11 protein-coding genes are annotated in these 15,017 nt (G+C 57.3%); 2 read left to right on the top strand and 9 right to left on the bottom strand.

All coding sequences use genetic code 11. The annotated features are described in order from the left end of the window. Position 1 precedes the first annotated feature (1 nt). Positions 2-2,011, top strand: a complete 2,010-nt coding sequence (locus KF712_03145) for a hypothetical protein (protein ID MBX3739962.1) — start codon at positions 2-4, stop codon at positions 2,009-2,011. A 40-nt stretch (positions 2,012-2,051) separates the two neighbouring features. On the opposite strand, the gene KF712_03140 is transcribed toward KF712_03145, so the two are convergent. From KF712_03140 to KF712_03105, 8 genes are all read right to left on the bottom strand, one after another. Continuing rightward, positions 2,052-4,571: a hypothetical protein gene (locus tag KF712_03140; GenBank protein ID MBX3739961.1), complete on the bottom strand. Its 2,520-nt coding sequence runs from the start codon at positions 4,569-4,571 to the stop codon at positions 2,052-2,054. Positions 4,572-4,720: 149 nt separating this feature from the next. Further along, positions 4,721-6,307: a DUF2357 domain-containing protein gene (locus KF712_03135; GenBank protein ID MBX3739960.1), complete on the bottom strand. Its 1,587-nt coding sequence runs from the start codon at positions 6,305-6,307 to the stop codon at positions 4,721-4,723. Between the two features lie 5 nt (positions 6,308-6,312). Further along, positions 6,313-8,355 (bottom strand): AAA family ATPase, encoded by a 2,043-nt coding sequence (locus tag KF712_03130; protein MBX3739959.1) that lies wholly within the window; start codon positions 8,353-8,355, stop codon positions 6,313-6,315. Positions 8,356-8,367: 12 nt separating this feature from the next. Further along, positions 8,368-9,159, bottom strand: a complete 792-nt coding sequence (locus KF712_03125; GenBank protein MBX3739958.1) for a hypothetical protein — start codon at positions 9,157-9,159, stop codon at positions 8,368-8,370. Between the two features lie 9 nt (positions 9,160-9,168). Further along, a complete protein-coding gene (locus KF712_03120) occupies positions 9,169-10,212 on the bottom strand; it encodes a protein phosphatase 2C domain-containing protein (protein MBX3739957.1) in 1,044 nt (347 codons plus the stop codon). 98 nt (positions 10,213-10,310) lie between these two features. After that, positions 10,311-11,057 (bottom strand): hypothetical protein, encoded by a 747-nt coding sequence (locus tag KF712_03115; protein MBX3739956.1) that lies wholly within the window; start codon positions 11,055-11,057, stop codon positions 10,311-10,313. Next, positions 11,054-11,656: a tetratricopeptide repeat protein gene (locus KF712_03110; protein ID MBX3739955.1), complete on the bottom strand. Its 603-nt coding sequence runs from the start codon at positions 11,654-11,656 to the stop codon at positions 11,054-11,056. The genes KF712_03115 and KF712_03110 overlap by 4 nt, the downstream gene beginning before the upstream one ends. Positions 11,657-11,662: 6 nt before the next feature. Then, the gene (locus tag KF712_03105) at positions 11,663-12,997 is read right to left on the bottom strand and encodes a protein kinase (protein MBX3739954.1); all 1,335 of its coding nucleotides are present in this window, start codon (positions 12,995-12,997) and stop codon (positions 11,663-11,665) included. 483 nt (positions 12,998-13,480) lie between these two features. On the opposite strand from KF712_03105, the gene KF712_03100 reads away from it, so the two are divergent. Further along, complete coding sequence (locus KF712_03100; protein MBX3739953.1) at positions 13,481-13,846, top strand: hypothetical protein; 366 nt, start codon at positions 13,481-13,483, stop codon at positions 13,844-13,846. A gap of 23 nt (positions 13,847-13,869) precedes the next feature. On the opposite strand, the gene KF712_03095 is transcribed toward KF712_03100, so the two are convergent. Continuing rightward, the gene (locus KF712_03095; GenBank protein ID MBX3739952.1) at positions 13,870-14,949 is read right to left on the bottom strand and encodes a WGR domain-containing protein; all 1,080 of its coding nucleotides are present in this window, start codon (positions 14,947-14,949) and stop codon (positions 13,870-13,872) included. Positions 14,950-15,017: the final 68 nt, after the last annotated feature.

The following is a 15,017-nucleotide window of genomic DNA, read 5'->3' as shown; positions in this document are numbered from 1 at the left end:
CATGCCCTCGGACCCAGAACTCATCCCGGACCAAAATTACCTTCAGGTGATCAATCCCCCACCGGCCTTATTCTGGTTCCGGGAGATTCGGCTCTACAACCGGCTCGACGCCGAAGCCGTCGAGGAAATCCGGCGGATCCCCCTGTCCCGCGGCCTCAACATCGTCTGGGCCAAGCCTTCCGACCCGGACGAGTCGGACCCCGAAGCACGCGGTCGCGGGCACGACGTTGGCAAGACCACTTTCTGCCGCCTCATCCGCTACCTGCTCGGCGAAAGACACTATGGAACTGAAACCACCCGCCGGGCCCTCTCCACCTCACAGAACCTCGACCGTCCTTGGGTTGTGGGCGAACTGGAGCTGGCAGGAGAGACTTGGACCATCGGGCGTCCGCTCTACTCCGGAGGACACCCGTTCGCGATTCGAGGCAAGAGACTCGACGATGCCATCGCCACCCCGGCGGCAGAGCGTTCGAAGCACGACGAGTTCATCGTTCACCTCCAGCACGAGACTCTGAAGGATCTCCCGGTCCGCAGCTTCGACGCTCAGGATCTGCGCCCACTCCGTTGGCTCCACCTACTGCAGTGGCTTGCCCGCGACCAAGAAGCTCACCTCGCCAGCCCGTTCCGTTGGCGTGACACGTCCTCCCATTCTGACTCTCCAGATCTTTCCGCCCAGGAAACCAAGTTCCTTGTTCGCTGCGTGCTCGGCGTTACCGACACTGAAGAGCGCCGGATCATCGGCGAGCGCGAGCAGTTGGAGAAGAAGAAGGAACTGCATGTCGCCGACATCCGGTTTCATGAACGCCGTGTCGAAGAGGCCATCAAACAGGCCCGCACCAGCCTTCCCCAAGGCGATCAACTGCCGGACATCGCCGAGTCCCTTTTCGTCGATCAGGTTGCCCGCCACGCGGATCACCTCGTCGAGGCACGCCGGGCCATTCTCGAATCCCAGCTCGACGAACTCGACCTCACCACCGCCGAGAAGGACCTTGAGCAGGCGATAGGACGAACCGCTATCGCTCGTGACCAACGGGACGCCGAGCAGAACCGTCTGTCCGATGCCGAAGACCGTTGGGAGAGGCTCAGCGCAACGGGCAAAGTGCCAGTGCTGGACGAACTCGAGTCGATCCTCGCCGGCCTGAAGCCAGACCGACAGTTCTGCGAAGTTCCGACGAACATCGCTCTCTTCAAGTGCCCCATCCTGCGGGAGCACCGACAGACCCACGACCAGCAAGAACCCGTCCCGACCGGGATTGAAGATCAGACCGCTCACCTGCGCGACGAGGTTGCCCACGCACTGGAAGCATCACGGACGAGACTTGCCGCTCTCAACCTGCGACTCTCCAGCGCCGCAACCGCCGAATCCGCGGCACGCACGATACGTGACCAGCAGCTTACGGCTCAACGAAACCTGCTAGTCAGTCTCGACGCGCTCACCCCTGACGTCCTTGCCTGGCGCTTCCGGGCCGAGGATGCCAAACGGAGCCACGATGCATTGGAGGGCATCCGAAAGCAAATCGAGGAAATCGACGATGCGACCACAAATCTGAAATCCCAGCAGGATGCAGCCCAAAAGGCCGCCAAAATGCGCCAGAATCGGATCGGCAAGATTTTTTTGGCCCTGTGTCAGAACCTCAAAGGTCAGAATGTCGATGCCGACCTGAAGTTCACTCGCGACGAGATCAACGCCCGTATCGGATCCGGTGGAGGGGCCTACAACGCCCTTAGCACCGTTGTATTCGATTACAGCGTCCTCCTCGCCCGCTTGCATCGTCTCGGCCATCACCCCGGTTTTCTGATCCATGACAGCCCCCGGGAATCGGACATGGAGCCCAGCCTCTACCGTCCCCTCTTCCGCCTGCTCAAACGCCTCGCCGACTCCGCGCCTGATTCATTCCAGTACATAGTCACCACTACGGAAGAGCCCCCGCCTGAACTCATCGAAGGACATGTCGTAGAGACCTTGGACGCCTCAACGAAGGAGGGTTACCTGTTCAAAACTCGGTTCTAAGGGTGCAATCACCATCGGACTGTCGTGAAAAAATGGACACTTAATCCGAATCTTCCATCTCGTCTTCCCCGCTAGCGATGATGCGGACATCTTTCATGGTCGCGGTCATTCTGATAAACTTCAGGAGTGATCCTTGGAAAGACTGGTCTTCCTCAACGGGCACACCTCGCGGGATCCACTTCCAACGGCCTACATTAATGGCCTCAACGGCGGCCTCGATAGCCTCCATCGAATTGGTGCCAGGAAAGAGGAACCCCCCTCCATCGAAACGACCACGAACCCTCAGAAGGTAGAAGATTGAGAGCATCGCATTCTGACAGGGAAGTGAGACGCCGGGCCTCCTCGTCCCCCTGTAGTTGCGCGTTCGTTCAAGTTCGATCAGGCGGCGAAGCAGAAACTGAAGTTCTTCCGCCTGATCAAGCGAGATGTGTAAGTTGGCCTCCTCATTTACTCTGAGGATAATTTGCAATCCACGGCACCAGTTGTTCATCCCGACGCTGGTTGCTCCCGGACTCGCCTCATACTCTTCGAGCTGATGGGTGAATCGAGAGATCATCGATCGAACATACACTTGAATCTCCTCCTCGTTGGAAAAGCATCTGCCGCAACAATTCAGTAGAACCGGCTGAGGACGCGGGTTGTCCGGATCCTCCTCGCACTTCTTGATCATGTGGTCTAAAAGCACGGCGCGAGCCCACTCTGGAGCTCGGAGGAAGAGAGATGATGCAGTGCGAAGCAGTGCCTTGCCAACTTCATCTTCTTCCCAATCGGCCGATCGGAACCTTTTGAGTATTCCGTAATGGCTGCCTAGTACATCGACCAACTCGCCCACCAATGGATGCGATGGATCACTCCCCAATACACGGCCGTTCTGAAGAGCCTTGCCCAGCGAGCTCAGCAGCCCTTCGGCAGGGTTCCAGACGCTCGCCGACCTGCCTAGTTTCCCTGCCCTGATGTAGTCCTTGATTACAGGGAGCTTGCGTCTCTGTTTGTCAGGATCGGCAACGACCGGCATGACCGCCGGAAAAGCCATCTGCCCCTGCAACTCCTCCTCCTTCAGCTCGACCATCCTGTCCCAATCCAGCAACAACCTACGCCCCTTGAATACATCTGGATTGTCCGGAATGATCTCGACCCGTGCGAATCCCTGCGATGGCACCATGGTGACATCGAAAGAAAGTTTGCAGTCTGCATCGGGGGGAGGATCGAACCGCTGTTCGACCTTCTTGTGTTCCTCACCTTTCTCGAACCAGAAGCGCACGAATGACTGCCCCTTGTTGATGAGTGCCACGTCCTTCAGGTCGGTATTCCGGTACTCTCTCCCTCCTGTTGCAAGGCGCTTCTCATTGTCTAGCTTTAGGAGACTGTATTTGACCTTCCGCCCTGAAGGGGCCTTGCCGATGATCGAGAAGGGGTCAAGGTATTCGAAGTATCCCGGAAAGCCCCGTTCATCTAGCGCTCCCCAATGAGCACACCCTACCGACACAAGGTCTGCCTGAAGGTCCACCCGGTCATTCAGAAAGACGGCTTTACGCTGAACCAACGGTTGAAGAGCCGATTCCAGTGACCCGAGTTCCCCTGCAAAGGTTCCTACGAGGCGAGTGATCGTCCCACTCAGAAGAACCTTGCGGGGAGTTCGGTCGAGCGAGCCGACCCAAGCGCACAGGTCATTTAGATTTTCGGACACCGACTTCGCACAGGGCGCTCCGAATCCGACACGCACCTGGATTTTAGTGAGGATGTCTCGCTCTGCGGACTCTACATTCCTGCGGAGAACATCCTCAGCGGTTTGCGCGAGAGCTTTCTGATTAAATTCTCTTCGATGAAAACCTTCCTCCGTCGAAACCAAAAACTCATGCCTGGGCAAAAGATTGGGATCCGACAACTGGCATAGTCCGTCCTTGCCCCAAGCAAGTTGCAGACACTCATCCGCGCCAAACCCCGAAACGTCCGAAAACAGGCGAATACCAAACAGCAGATCGACCGGAGAATGTTCACCCCGCCAGTGACAAGCAGGCGAGGCCACTGACCGAATCGGAACGAGATTCGACGGGTGAGGAGCACCGGAATTAGAATCCTTGATCGCGAGCAGCGTAGCTTCGACATACTCGTTCTGGACATCCACCACGAGGATCTCGTCGTCGCAATTGAGGATCGACTGGCCCAGTTCATCTGCCTCGGCGCTGGCTCCCAACACCGAGGCCACTGACCTCCACAGAAGCTGGGTCCTCTGGCGTCCCCAGGGAAGATTTCTCAGCAGGGTTTCTTGATGCTCTTCCCTGAAGCTGTCCGGCATTCCGACAACGTACCGCCTCTCGACATCCTGCTTCTCGACGAAGCCTCTCTCCTTGAAGTAGAGACCCAAAAGAGATTGTACCATTTCGGTTGCGCTCGAACCATCAGCTAGGCCGAACCTTACCTCTGCATGCCCACCCTGCCGGTAAAGCTTGTCCCAAAGCAACCAGCTGGGAAGACGCCTCGCGAAGCTCACTTCATCTGCATGAAAATCCCAACATCCATTCCCCCACGCGCGTTGGGAGGCCTCATTGCCGAAAGCCATCGCTTCGGACTCTGTCGATGCCGCGGCAAACAGACTGGGAAGCGTGAGGCGATGCCGGGATGCCGCCGACTTGGACTTCGGAAAGCGGGTCCATCTCTCGCGATGGACTCGATAATCCAGAAGATTTACACCAACTGATTGCCGTATGCTCACCACCCGTCCCTCCTGATGAGTTCGCGAATAAGCCCCCTTGTCGCAGGAAGTTCGTTATCCTTCCACGAGTGGTAGTTGTGAGAAACTGTCGCGACCCTTAAGTTAAGTGATACGTCGTGCGAGTGTTGATGGGGAGTTCCTGTTACCAAGACCCCATGCAGGCCCCTGATCGAAGAGTATTCCGCTGCAATCTTCTCGATAGCACGCGAAGCTAAGGCTGTCGAATGACCAACTCCATTTCCGAAGGAAGTCCAGACTGCCCAGAGCGAAAACTGACGTGCCCCGGGTCGAGTCGCAATAACTACGAGATCGGGCCCAAGAGAAGCGACGACCTCCCGAATCGGCACACCCATATACGTGGAGCGACGGAGCTGCTCCGGCGCGATCATGGTGAGCAGGCACCCATCTTCCTCGTCAATCTGAACCGGGCCAGGCCAACCGGCAGGCTCGAAGATCGAGCCTGCATCTGGTTTTTGCTGAATCCAAAGGCCCTGGCCGGTGTCCGCCTTCCCGTCGCCTTCCTTCGCGAGACTCCAGACCGCGCTGCACAAAAGCAGCCTTGCGATGTCCCGATAGGCACGGAAACGCCACTCAAACAGATGCTCCAGAGTAGCCTGACGACGGACGAGGTCCTGATACGCTCTCCAGACCGTCGAATAGTGTTCGTCGTGTTGAAGAACATAATTCGGGTTTGAAATACTGGAGACGCTCTGGACGCCGTCGAAGACATCGGCTTGTGCATATCGTCCCAATGCCCGCCCGAAGTGTTCAACGGATTTGTAACGGGCGGAGGAACGGAAGTTTGAGTTCTCGCGCAAGTAATCCCCGCACGCCCGGCCCGCACGTCGGAGGAAGTCCTTCAACACTCGGTTCTCAAGCGTATCGAAGGACTCCTCACGGACCACCGCGAGAATCTCCTGCGCACTTCCGGCCTTCTCGATCGCCGTTCGTCCGGGCCGCTTGATCAGCCAACTCAAACATGCCGCGTCAAGCTGTTGGGCCCGCCCCAGCGGAACTTTTCGTCGAACCCGGCGCAGGAACATTCGAGGCTTTCTTGCCAGAACCTCGAGGTCACGTGAAGTGGCCTCCGCGATCGAAAGAATCAGCGAACTTGGAGCATCGCGTTGGTCGTTGTGCAGGAACTCGAAAACCGCTGACCAAGAAAGCCAGACGCTGGAGATGCGTCCGGATCTCAAACGTCCGACCTCGTATGGAACACCCGACGGCCACGCATCGTCCCGCTTCGCACTGCCTCGATTGCACAAATGCTCTCCGAAGCGGAAGAGTTCCTGCCAGAGCTCAAGGATGCCCGAAACTCCCTTCAGGACAAATAGCTCTTCGTCGCTGGCCGATCTTGTCGCATTGCTGGATGCTAAAAGCCGACGCGGCAGCCGGCTGACCGGCTTCTGTAGAAGATTCGCCAACTCCTCCTTCCCAGGAAGCGAACACACGAGGGGAAGCCGACCTCGCCCACCGGCCTCCGCAACATAATCCCACTCGTACTCAGGGTGGGTCAGGCCCGCTCCGATGAGTTCCCTCCGCAAAAGTAAGGCAAGCTCCTTGGCAGATGGGTTCTCTTTCACGACTTTTAGTTTCTAGGGACTCCCTGAAAGTGAAAAACTGGAGCGTTCCGAGCCTGCTCGAATGCTCTGATCAAGGCATCGTCGCCAATCTCGATCACAACCTGTTCCACCAGCTCCAAGGTTTTCCCTGCGCCCTCATCCGTGTCTTCCGAAAGGCCCCTCAAACGGGGGAGAATCCGCTGCTCCAGCTGGTCGGACAAAGCGCACTGGAACCGCTTATCAACCCAGGCGGGGTAGTTCGCCACGTAGCGATACATCGCATTGAAGACGCGGCGCCCGAACGGCCTGCCGACATGATCGAGGGCATCGTTCAGTCGCTCAACGACTGAAACAAACCGGTCCTCATCCGCAGCAGACAACTTCGACTCTTGCCAGGAAGACCAGTCATCGAAAGTCAGGGAGCCCAGGCCGGAATTCTGCTTACCCGACGGGTGCTGGGTCCGGCCAAGGTCCGGCTTCCCGAACCGGATGAGGTTAGATCGGTCGAGTACCTTGTCGCTCAAGCTCTGAGTCGTCTCATCCTCATTCATCGTGCCGACGAACAACACGTTGAATCCGACGAAGAGCGGTTTGACGTTCTGAGCGTCCCCCTCTTCGACGGAGCCGAGTTCCACGTTGAGCGAGGCGAGGTCACGTTTGAATCTGTCCCCGAGAATGTCACGACTGCGCATCTCCAGCTTACTCAGCAGATCACTGAAGTAGTACTCGACTCGTGCGAGGTTCATTTCGTCCAGCAGCACGAGCAACATTCCCTTCTGGACCTTTTCCGCCCCCGGACCGTTCGCTGGATAGTTGTAGCCATCCATCTGCCGAAGAGCTCGGGCAAGGTCGGTGGCTTTGTAGCGATGCTCCATGTAGTTGTAGAAGCCGAGCAGATCCTGCGGAGAATCCCATCGGGGCTGGACCGCGACATTGAGGAAATGGAGTCCCATGACCTCCGAATAGATGCGGGGAAGGAGACTTTTTCCCGTTCCAGAGATGCCGGCGAGGACGACCATAGGCGAGACTTCGGCAATCTTGAGCGAGGTGTGGAACGCGTGAAGCGTCCGTGGGTGGAATACAAGCCCTCTGGATTCGAGCTCGGTCGCGAGCCGGTCGAGCATGCTCTTCTCACCCTTCACGCCCGAGACTTCAAGAGTGTCTTCCCCGAGGGCGGAAACGCCCAGGACCGGTCGTTCGAAATCCTGCAGGCGTTCCTTGGCTGACGGTGGAGTGATGGCTTTCTGGAATGTATCGACCCTCGTGGAGAGATTGTTGAGCACCTCCTTAAACGTCAACACGCTCTCTTCGGTGATCTGCTTCTCACGCTCGAGCTGGCGTAGCTTAGAAGAAGTCTCGACGATGTCGGCCTTGAGATTGTCCCGTTCGCTCCGGAGCCTCTCAAACTCTGCCCGACTCTCATGCAGGTCAGCAAGGACCGTCTCACGATTGGTTCGGATTGCAGCGAGGTCGTCCGTGACTTTTGCGAGTTCCGCCTTCAGCTGGCTGAGGTTTGCTTGCGACTCACCCTTGTCACTTTCGATTCTTTCCACATCGGACTGAAGTGCCGTTCTACGAGTCTTGAGATCGTTGTAGTTCTCGTCTATCTCCCGCAACTCGCGCTCCCGCTTCTTGAGCTCGACATTCAGCTCCGAAAGCCCGTCTTGCTTGTTCTCCAGCTCCAGCCGGCATCTTTCGGCCTCTCCTTCGAAACGCTCGATCAGATTACGCCACTCATCGATTTTGCGAACCTTCTGCTCGTTCTCTCGGAGCCATGCTTCGGCCTCCGTTTTCTCCCGCTGATGCCTTTCGTTTTCGAGACGCGCCAGCTGCATCTGCTCCACCAAGCGAAGGCGCTCTTCCTGCGTTTCGTTTACCTCTTTGGCAAGCGCCGACGATCTGACTTCCAGCTCCGCCACCTTGGCTTCCAGGTGCTTGCCCTTTGCGGCCTCCGGAATTCTCCGCTGCTGAGACTGAAAGTGCAGGAAAACAACGAGAGCCCCAGTGAGGGCAATCGCACTCAGCACGAGACTTACGATCCACAAAACCATTCCGGAGTATTCCATCATCCTGTTGTTGGGTTACTCTTCACCGCTCTCTGATTTTCCTTCCACATCCTTTGACTCCACGACTTTCTTCCGGCGTTGAGACAGCTCCCCGTCGAGTGTGGCCAACTCCCGACGCCTCTCCAGGATACGCTCCTCAAATGACACCTTCTGCTTCTCCAATTCAGCCAGATCTTGTATCGCCTGTTTCAACGCCAGGACGGCTTCAGCCGTCTTAGTCGCGCTTGACTTGGCAGTCTCTTCCTGCTCTGCCAAGCTCTGGTGCAATTTCTGCAGCCGCTCATTCATCATTTTACCGACCAATTCCGCGGATTCGACATATGCCGCATCTTTCGTCAACCGCTCGAGATCTTCGAGCAACCTGGTGACCTTGGCCTCCAAAACGACCGCCTCCTTCTTCCTCGCATCAAGGCGCTCTTGAGCCGCTGCGGAATCCGCCTCAATCGAGGCCAGTTTCGCGGCGAATTCCTTGGACTCCGAGGTAATCCTGCCGAGTCGCTCCTCCTCCACCTTCAGTCCCCGAACTTCGCCGAGAGTGCCCTCCAACTGGACTTTGGCCTCCTGAATCTGGGTCGTCAGACCCGCCACTTCAGCTGCGAGCACCTCTTTCAAAGGACGCAAACGCTTGAGCGCGTCCTCAGCCTCAGCGGCCTCGCGGCGGAGCTTTTCGAGACGCCCTTGCTCAAGTTTTTGCACCTCAGCAAACGCCTTTTGCTGTGACTCCAATCTGAAGGCAAGAAACCCGATGCCGGCTTGTGAGATCAACACAAGTAAGACAACGACAGAGACAAGAAAACTTGCTTTCATATGCTAGGACTAAAAGACCTCTCCGGCCGACTTCGGCAGATGCTCCCCGGAACTACTATCAGAATCCACCTCGTCACCGCTTTCGCACGACTTGGACGTGGGAGGCATCTCCGCATCCCGGGTCGGGCCAGAACTCCCCGCAGAGTCATCGTCCCGAAGTGAGGGCTGGCCTCCCTTGCTCGCGGCAGAACCGGTCGTTGCTTCGGAACCGTCACGCTCGATTGGCGGTTCCGGCGGTTTGCGTTCACCCGCCAACAGTTTCGCCCTTGAGAAGGCGAGGGTCACGGTCACGTCATCCCCCGTCCCGCCCTTGGAGCAATTGTCGAGGAAACCTTCAAAGATGTGGCCCTCGACATCGAGCTTGTCTTTGACCACTCGATCAACAAGCCAGCTCATGGTTTTCTGGATTCCTTTCGGAACACTCTCGGTATCCGCTTTCGTAAAGGACTTTGTCAGGCCATCTGTCGCAAGCATTACCGCAGACACGTCGTCCAATGAGACGACTGAGGCGATCGCGACCTTCTCGGGGTCTCCCGATGCTAGAGAATCGGTTGCCTCACCCGGTTCGTCATCGTCATCAGCGAGCGAGACGACCTCTCCGTCTTCTCTTCGCAGAAAAATGCCTCCGTCACCAATCTGGAGCAAGAAGGCGCGGTCTCTGGTCAGCATCGCGGCCAACAAAGTGCAGCCGAACGGCCGGAATACGTTGTCACCCGAATCTCCTGAGTCGGTGTCGCACCTGAGGACGTCTTTCGAAAATGCCTTCACATTGTCCCGCCAGCGACGAACGACGCGGCGTGCGAATACCGCCTTGAAATCGCGTTCAAGTCCGGCGGGTTGGAGGCCTTCAGGCACAGCTGGCCCCGTCTTCAGCAAAGCATACCACTGGAAGAACTGGACGAATTCCTCGTAGGCCGCCCGAATAGCAAGAAACGATCCGAATTGGCTATGGTGATACTCGTCAGAGCCATGCCCGTCCGAGACCGCCAGTATATGGCACGGCGTTCCGGCAAGAGAGGCAGACCAAGTTCCATAAGCATCCTGACAAGGCATACCGCTCCTGAGGTGACTCGCGCCACGTCGGCTCGCGGAGGCCAAGCTCCATGTCTCACTACAACTCATGAGCGACGGATAGTGGTGTCATTCTAATCTTAAAATACATCGGTTCCGTCAGTTGGCTCGATTACATCGTCCGGTGGGGGAGGCATGATAACATGTGCTCCGGGGTCGCCGGCAGACCCCATCTTGCTCTTGGTGATGCTTGAGGCTATCGATGCTGACACGCTAGCCCAGCGAAGCATCTTCACGAGTTGGCTCTTGTTTTGCGCATTGAGAACTCCGATCTCATCGCGAAACGCGGGCATCACGAACTTCTTCAGCTCCTCTTCGTCGAGGTCCACTCCCATCCTTCCGAGTCCGATCGCCAACCGAATCGATTTTTTCCCCCAAGCAAGCGCCTCCAGATTCGCAATAGCCTTCTCGTACACCTCGGTGCCCTGAGTGCACATGCCATCGGATATGAGAATACAAACGGGCGGCAGACCCCTCTTCGGCATGCGCTCGGTAGCCAGCTGCGTGCAGAGCAGGTTGATGGCATCAGCAGTTGCCGTCATGCCATTCGCGGAGAGATCCTTCCACGAGACATTCTCGAGCGGAACGGGATCCGGACCAATGGAGAAGCGGGCGTCGCTCGAAAAGGCAATCACCCGGAAATTCATCTGCACGTTGGGCTGATTCTCGAGCGCGCTGGGAAGGTCGCTCGTCACGATCTCGCGCATCACGTGATTCAACGTCGCAATCTTTTCTCCACTCATCGAAGACGAGCAATCCGCCAACAGGAAGAACTCGAGTTCACGCTTTGCGATTTCATCAACTGGCAGTACTGGTGCGTCGCTCATGACATTTGATTGTTACGATTTGTTCTTTGTTGCAAAGATAACTCTCCCTCACAAACCACAAAGTCGATGTCCGCCGGGTCCAGCTGCCTGGCGCACCTAATCTCGACAAGAGCCTCCCGGACACGCCCTTGAGCTCGAAAGACGGCTGCCAGCGCGGCATGCAATCGCGCGTTTGATGGGTGAAGTGACAATCCTTGCCTTAGCAGGCCCTCGGCCTCATCGTGCTTTCCTTGGGAACTCAGTGAGACCCCGAGGCGCTCCACCTTCTCCGGGTCGGCACTTCCCAGACCGGTCGCCGGGTGCGCGGTCGGCATCAGGACACAAACCCAATTGGCAATGGCGAGCGACACAATCCCCTTGTCGAAGCCAAAGTCGTTGTAGAGCAATCGTTTGATCCTCTCGTGCTCGGTGGCTGACCCGGGAGACACCCGTAGTCGTTCGACGTGATTCTCACTAAGCAGCACACAGGTGATGTGGAGCTCCCCCTTGGGAGCATCGAAACAATAGTCGCGGATCAGCGCACGAAACCGGTTGGCGTCTCTGAGGATCGCCTGCCCCTCCTGATGTAAAATTGTCCGAATTGCCTCCGCTATCGTCATGGTAAATCAGCTTTCTATGGTCGCAATGGCACCCGCGCCGAAATTCAGCTTCATCGAAGCATTGAGCGGCGCCGACCTCCCGGGGGGAACCTCCTTCTGGAGATCGTCACCGAATGATACAATCCAAGACCTTTCGGTAAGATTCTTGAGGCCCAGAACTGACCGATCGTTCGGGTTGCGGACGACTTCACCAAGCACTGAATCCGGTTGCTGCTCATCGGCGGGGTGCGCGTGCCGCGCGAGGACCTTCCGCCCCTCATCCACGAGGAGGGCCACCTTTCCGGTGCCGCTGTTCACCACGATGCGCATCGGCACCGGAATCTCGCATTCACAGTTCCAACACTGCAGCACGTGCACACCCTCGGACCAAAGATTGATTGCCGTGCAATCAGGACACTTCAGTCGGTTGTCGTGGAGAGAAGAAAAGATGCGTTTCCAGTTTCCCTCCGTCACTCGGCTTCCGGGCTCCCGTAGTCCCCGCGTGAAACTCGTGATGAAGGCCTTCTTGAGGCTCGGAGGACAGATCTTCCACCTCTTGAAGGCAGTCAGATAGCCGGGTTCGTTTGGCAGGCGGTTGCTGCCGTCCTCGGGGTCGAAAATGAAGACGGGCTCGGTTCCATAGATCTTTGTCTTCGCTGGGATGTCCCACGACCGAATCTGATACTCCTTAACGCCATGGAACGGATGGTGCCACATCCAGAGATTGAAAAGGAGAACGGCCAGCGAATGCAGATCCGTCTTCGTCGACGGAGTTGCTTCGCCACGGATAACCTCGGGCGCCATAAACTCCGGAGTTCCGAGAATCGCGCTCTCGGAATGGAGATCGATTCCGACATTGTCGTTGTCGCAAATCAGCGCCTCGCCAGAACGAGGATCAAACAAGAGATTTCCGAGACTGATGTCTCTGTAGCAGAAGCCGGCCAGATGGAGGTCGCTGAAGCTGTCCGCAATGTTGTAGGAGATCTTGCAGAGCTCCGGGATGTTCGGTTGAGGGTGTCGCTTTGCCTGGATGGCGTTCAACTCAACGAATCGGGAGGTATCGATCACCGACATGAGGTAGCCGAAGGAGTCCGGAATGTCCGTCGAGGTGACTATGTCCTTCGGCCAGACGAACCGCTCGCCTCCTTTGCCGTGGGGGCGACCCCGGTCCACGAGTCGCTCAATCGCCTGACGTTGTGCGGGAGTGCCCTGCGCGCGGAAGTACCACTTCACGACCTCCTGTCCATCCGGGCCCTCAACGAGGTAAGCAATGCCCTGCGTCCCTTCGCCGAGCCTCTTTTTGACGGAGATTTCACGGCCCGAAATACGGGCTCTAACGACGTCTCCAGGTTTGAGTGCCATTCTTGTTCTGGTTAGGGGTGAAGGCATCCCCGACATCGGGTCGATTTCAGCGCCTGACCTAGCCGCTAAAACGAGCACTGAGGGGACTGATTTTCTTGAATTGCTTACCTTGTCAGGAACTATCCTGTTGGGGTAAGCGGTGGAAGTAAAAACGCATCGTTTTGCCGCAATTTCGGCATCAACCGGCTTAACAGCCCACCCCAATTCTTGATCGTGGCACGCAAGCTGCCCAAAAACACCGCAGGCACGCCGTCCACGACCATGGCCTGCTCAAAGGCAGCCACTTCGGACTCAACTTGAGCCTCATCGAAGCCAACGCGTCGCTACGCGAACTCGTCCACCGCAACACCAAGGGGCAATATTGGGAGTATATGAGACGCCTCGCCGCTGAATCCGGAATCGCCCCGGACGATACAACGACCATGCGGTGTTTCGACAAGTAAGGAAGGTCCACAAGAGCTCCAAGAAGAATGGGACAATCCGATGTTACCACTGCGCTACCACAAGCAAAAAGGAGGACGTAGAAAACCAAGCGCGACTCGCATCAAAAAAGAGGCCTTCCACTCAACGACCCTGCCGCCCACTTTTAGATGGGCGGCAGGGCGCACAGGAGTATCACCTCCCGATGTCACCGTCTCCACCGCAGTAATTGCAGCGGAACTGCCCTCTCCATCCGGTGCCGTTGCAGAACGAGCATTTGACGGAGAAAGCGGCGGCTATGCCGACGGCGACCAGGGTAGTGAGCGTGATGATGATGGCTGTCTTTTTCATGGTTTGTTGCTTTCTGGTTTGGATCGGACTTCATCCGACCAAGATTTTCTGGGAGCGAATCTTCGCTGGAATGCCTGAACGGCAGGCCTCCGGCTCGTATCTCACGCCGCTTCGTCCTCCCCGGTAGAAGGCTTGTATTTGAGCTGCGCCGTGACGCACTCCTTCAGATCGATGTCATCCCTTCGGCCCAGATAGACCGGCTGATAGACCGATCCGCTTTCACGGAAGGCATAGAGGAATCTCACTTCCACCACCGTTCCCGTCTCCGGGATGGCGTGGTTCGGTGGGATTGTCACGTTACCCGCCGAGACAACGCTTCCCATCTCGTCGATCAACCCGAGGCTCACGCTCCGCTTCTTCGGATGCACCGCTCCGACGATGAACGAGGCGGTGGCATGGAACTTCAGTTTGAGCTGGCTGCCGCCGCTGGCGGGACGGCCGCCAGTGTAGGCCGCGCGGACGTCCTTGAAGACGACCCCCTCCGCATTCCGCTTCTTCAACTGAAGATACAACGTGACCTTGTTGGAGGAAAGGAGGGCGGTTGATACCATGGCGATGCCGCCGCTGGTGTCGATCCAACGGAACATATAGGTCAGCCGGTCGATATACGGGACAGGGCGTAGATCCTCGTTGCGGAACTCCAGCAAATCGAAAGCGTGGAACCTGTCCCCGATGGCCTCGCCGTCGATCAGGAAATCGAACGGGATCTCCAGCGCGGCTTCCGCGATGAAAGCAGGAACCGGAATGAACAGGCCGCGCCGGTTGATCCCGGTGACGGTGGTGCCGGTCTTGCGGACCAGCATCCGGCGACCGTCGTATTTCTCCTGGGCACACCAGCGAGAGTCACCGAGAAGGCTTTCAACCTCGGATTCGTCAACCGGATTGAGGAGCTGGCAGCGGATCCCGCTGTCCTCCCCCTCACACCCGGCGGAAACCTGGCCGCCGGTGGATTCTCCGATCCGGTAGCCCTTGGCGACCTTCTGTTTCACCAGCCAGTCGAAAATCTTCACGGCATCTTCGGCGGAAACAGGCTCCGGGGTCTTGACCCCGGTTTGCAGGGTCGTTCCCCTGCGGCCATAGGCAAAACGAACGATGCATCCGTCGTCCTTCGGTTCGATGAAGACTTCATACACTTTGTCGGATGAGCCTTCCTGATAGTACAATGTGGTTCGTTGGTTCATGGTGGAAATAGGAAAGGCCGCCACGAACTTTTTCAGAACGTGGCGGCCTTGTGTTGCCCCGGCCGCGC

This window comes from Akkermansiaceae bacterium (assembly GCA_019634595.1).
In the GTDB taxonomy this organism is placed as follows: Bacteria; Verrucomicrobiota; Verrucomicrobiia; order Verrucomicrobiales; family Akkermansiaceae; genus Luteolibacter.
This window is presented reverse-complemented; position numbering and strand designations above follow the sequence as displayed.

Excerpts from the sequence above, each read along its gene's own strand:
- KF712_03145 (MBX3739962.1), top strand. The coding sequence starts at position 2 with ATGCCCTCGGACCCAGAACTCATCCCGGACCAAAATTACCTTCAGGTG.
- KF712_03140 (MBX3739961.1), bottom strand. The coding sequence starts at position 4,571 with ATGGCTTTCGGCAATGAGGCCTCCCAACGCGCGTGGGGGAATGGATGT.
- KF712_03130 (MBX3739959.1), bottom strand. The coding sequence starts at position 8,355 with ATGATGGAATACTCCGGAATGGTTTTGTGGATCGTAAGTCTCGTGCTG.
- KF712_03125 (MBX3739958.1), bottom strand. The coding sequence starts at position 9,159 with ATGAAAGCAAGTTTTCTTGTCTCTGTCGTTGTCTTACTTGTGTTGATC.
- KF712_03120 (MBX3739957.1), bottom strand. The coding sequence starts at position 10,212 with ATGCCTTGTCAGGATGCTTATGGAACTTGGTCTGCCTCTCTTGCCGGA.
- KF712_03115 (MBX3739956.1), bottom strand. The coding sequence starts at position 11,057 with ATGAGCGACGCACCAGTACTGCCAGTTGATGAAATCGCAAAGCGTGAA.
- KF712_03110 (MBX3739955.1), bottom strand. The coding sequence starts at position 11,656 with ATGACGATAGCGGAGGCAATTCGGACAATTTTACATCAGGAGGGGCAG.
- KF712_03105 (MBX3739954.1), bottom strand. The coding sequence starts at position 12,997 with ATGGCACTCAAACCTGGAGACGTCGTTAGAGCCCGTATTTCGGGCCGT.
- KF712_03100 (MBX3739953.1), top strand. The coding sequence starts at position 13,481 with ATGTTACCACTGCGCTACCACAAGCAAAAAGGAGGACGTAGAAAACCA.
- KF712_03095 (MBX3739952.1), bottom strand. The coding sequence starts at position 14,949 with ATGAACCAACGAACCACATTGTACTATCAGGAAGGCTCATCCGACAAA.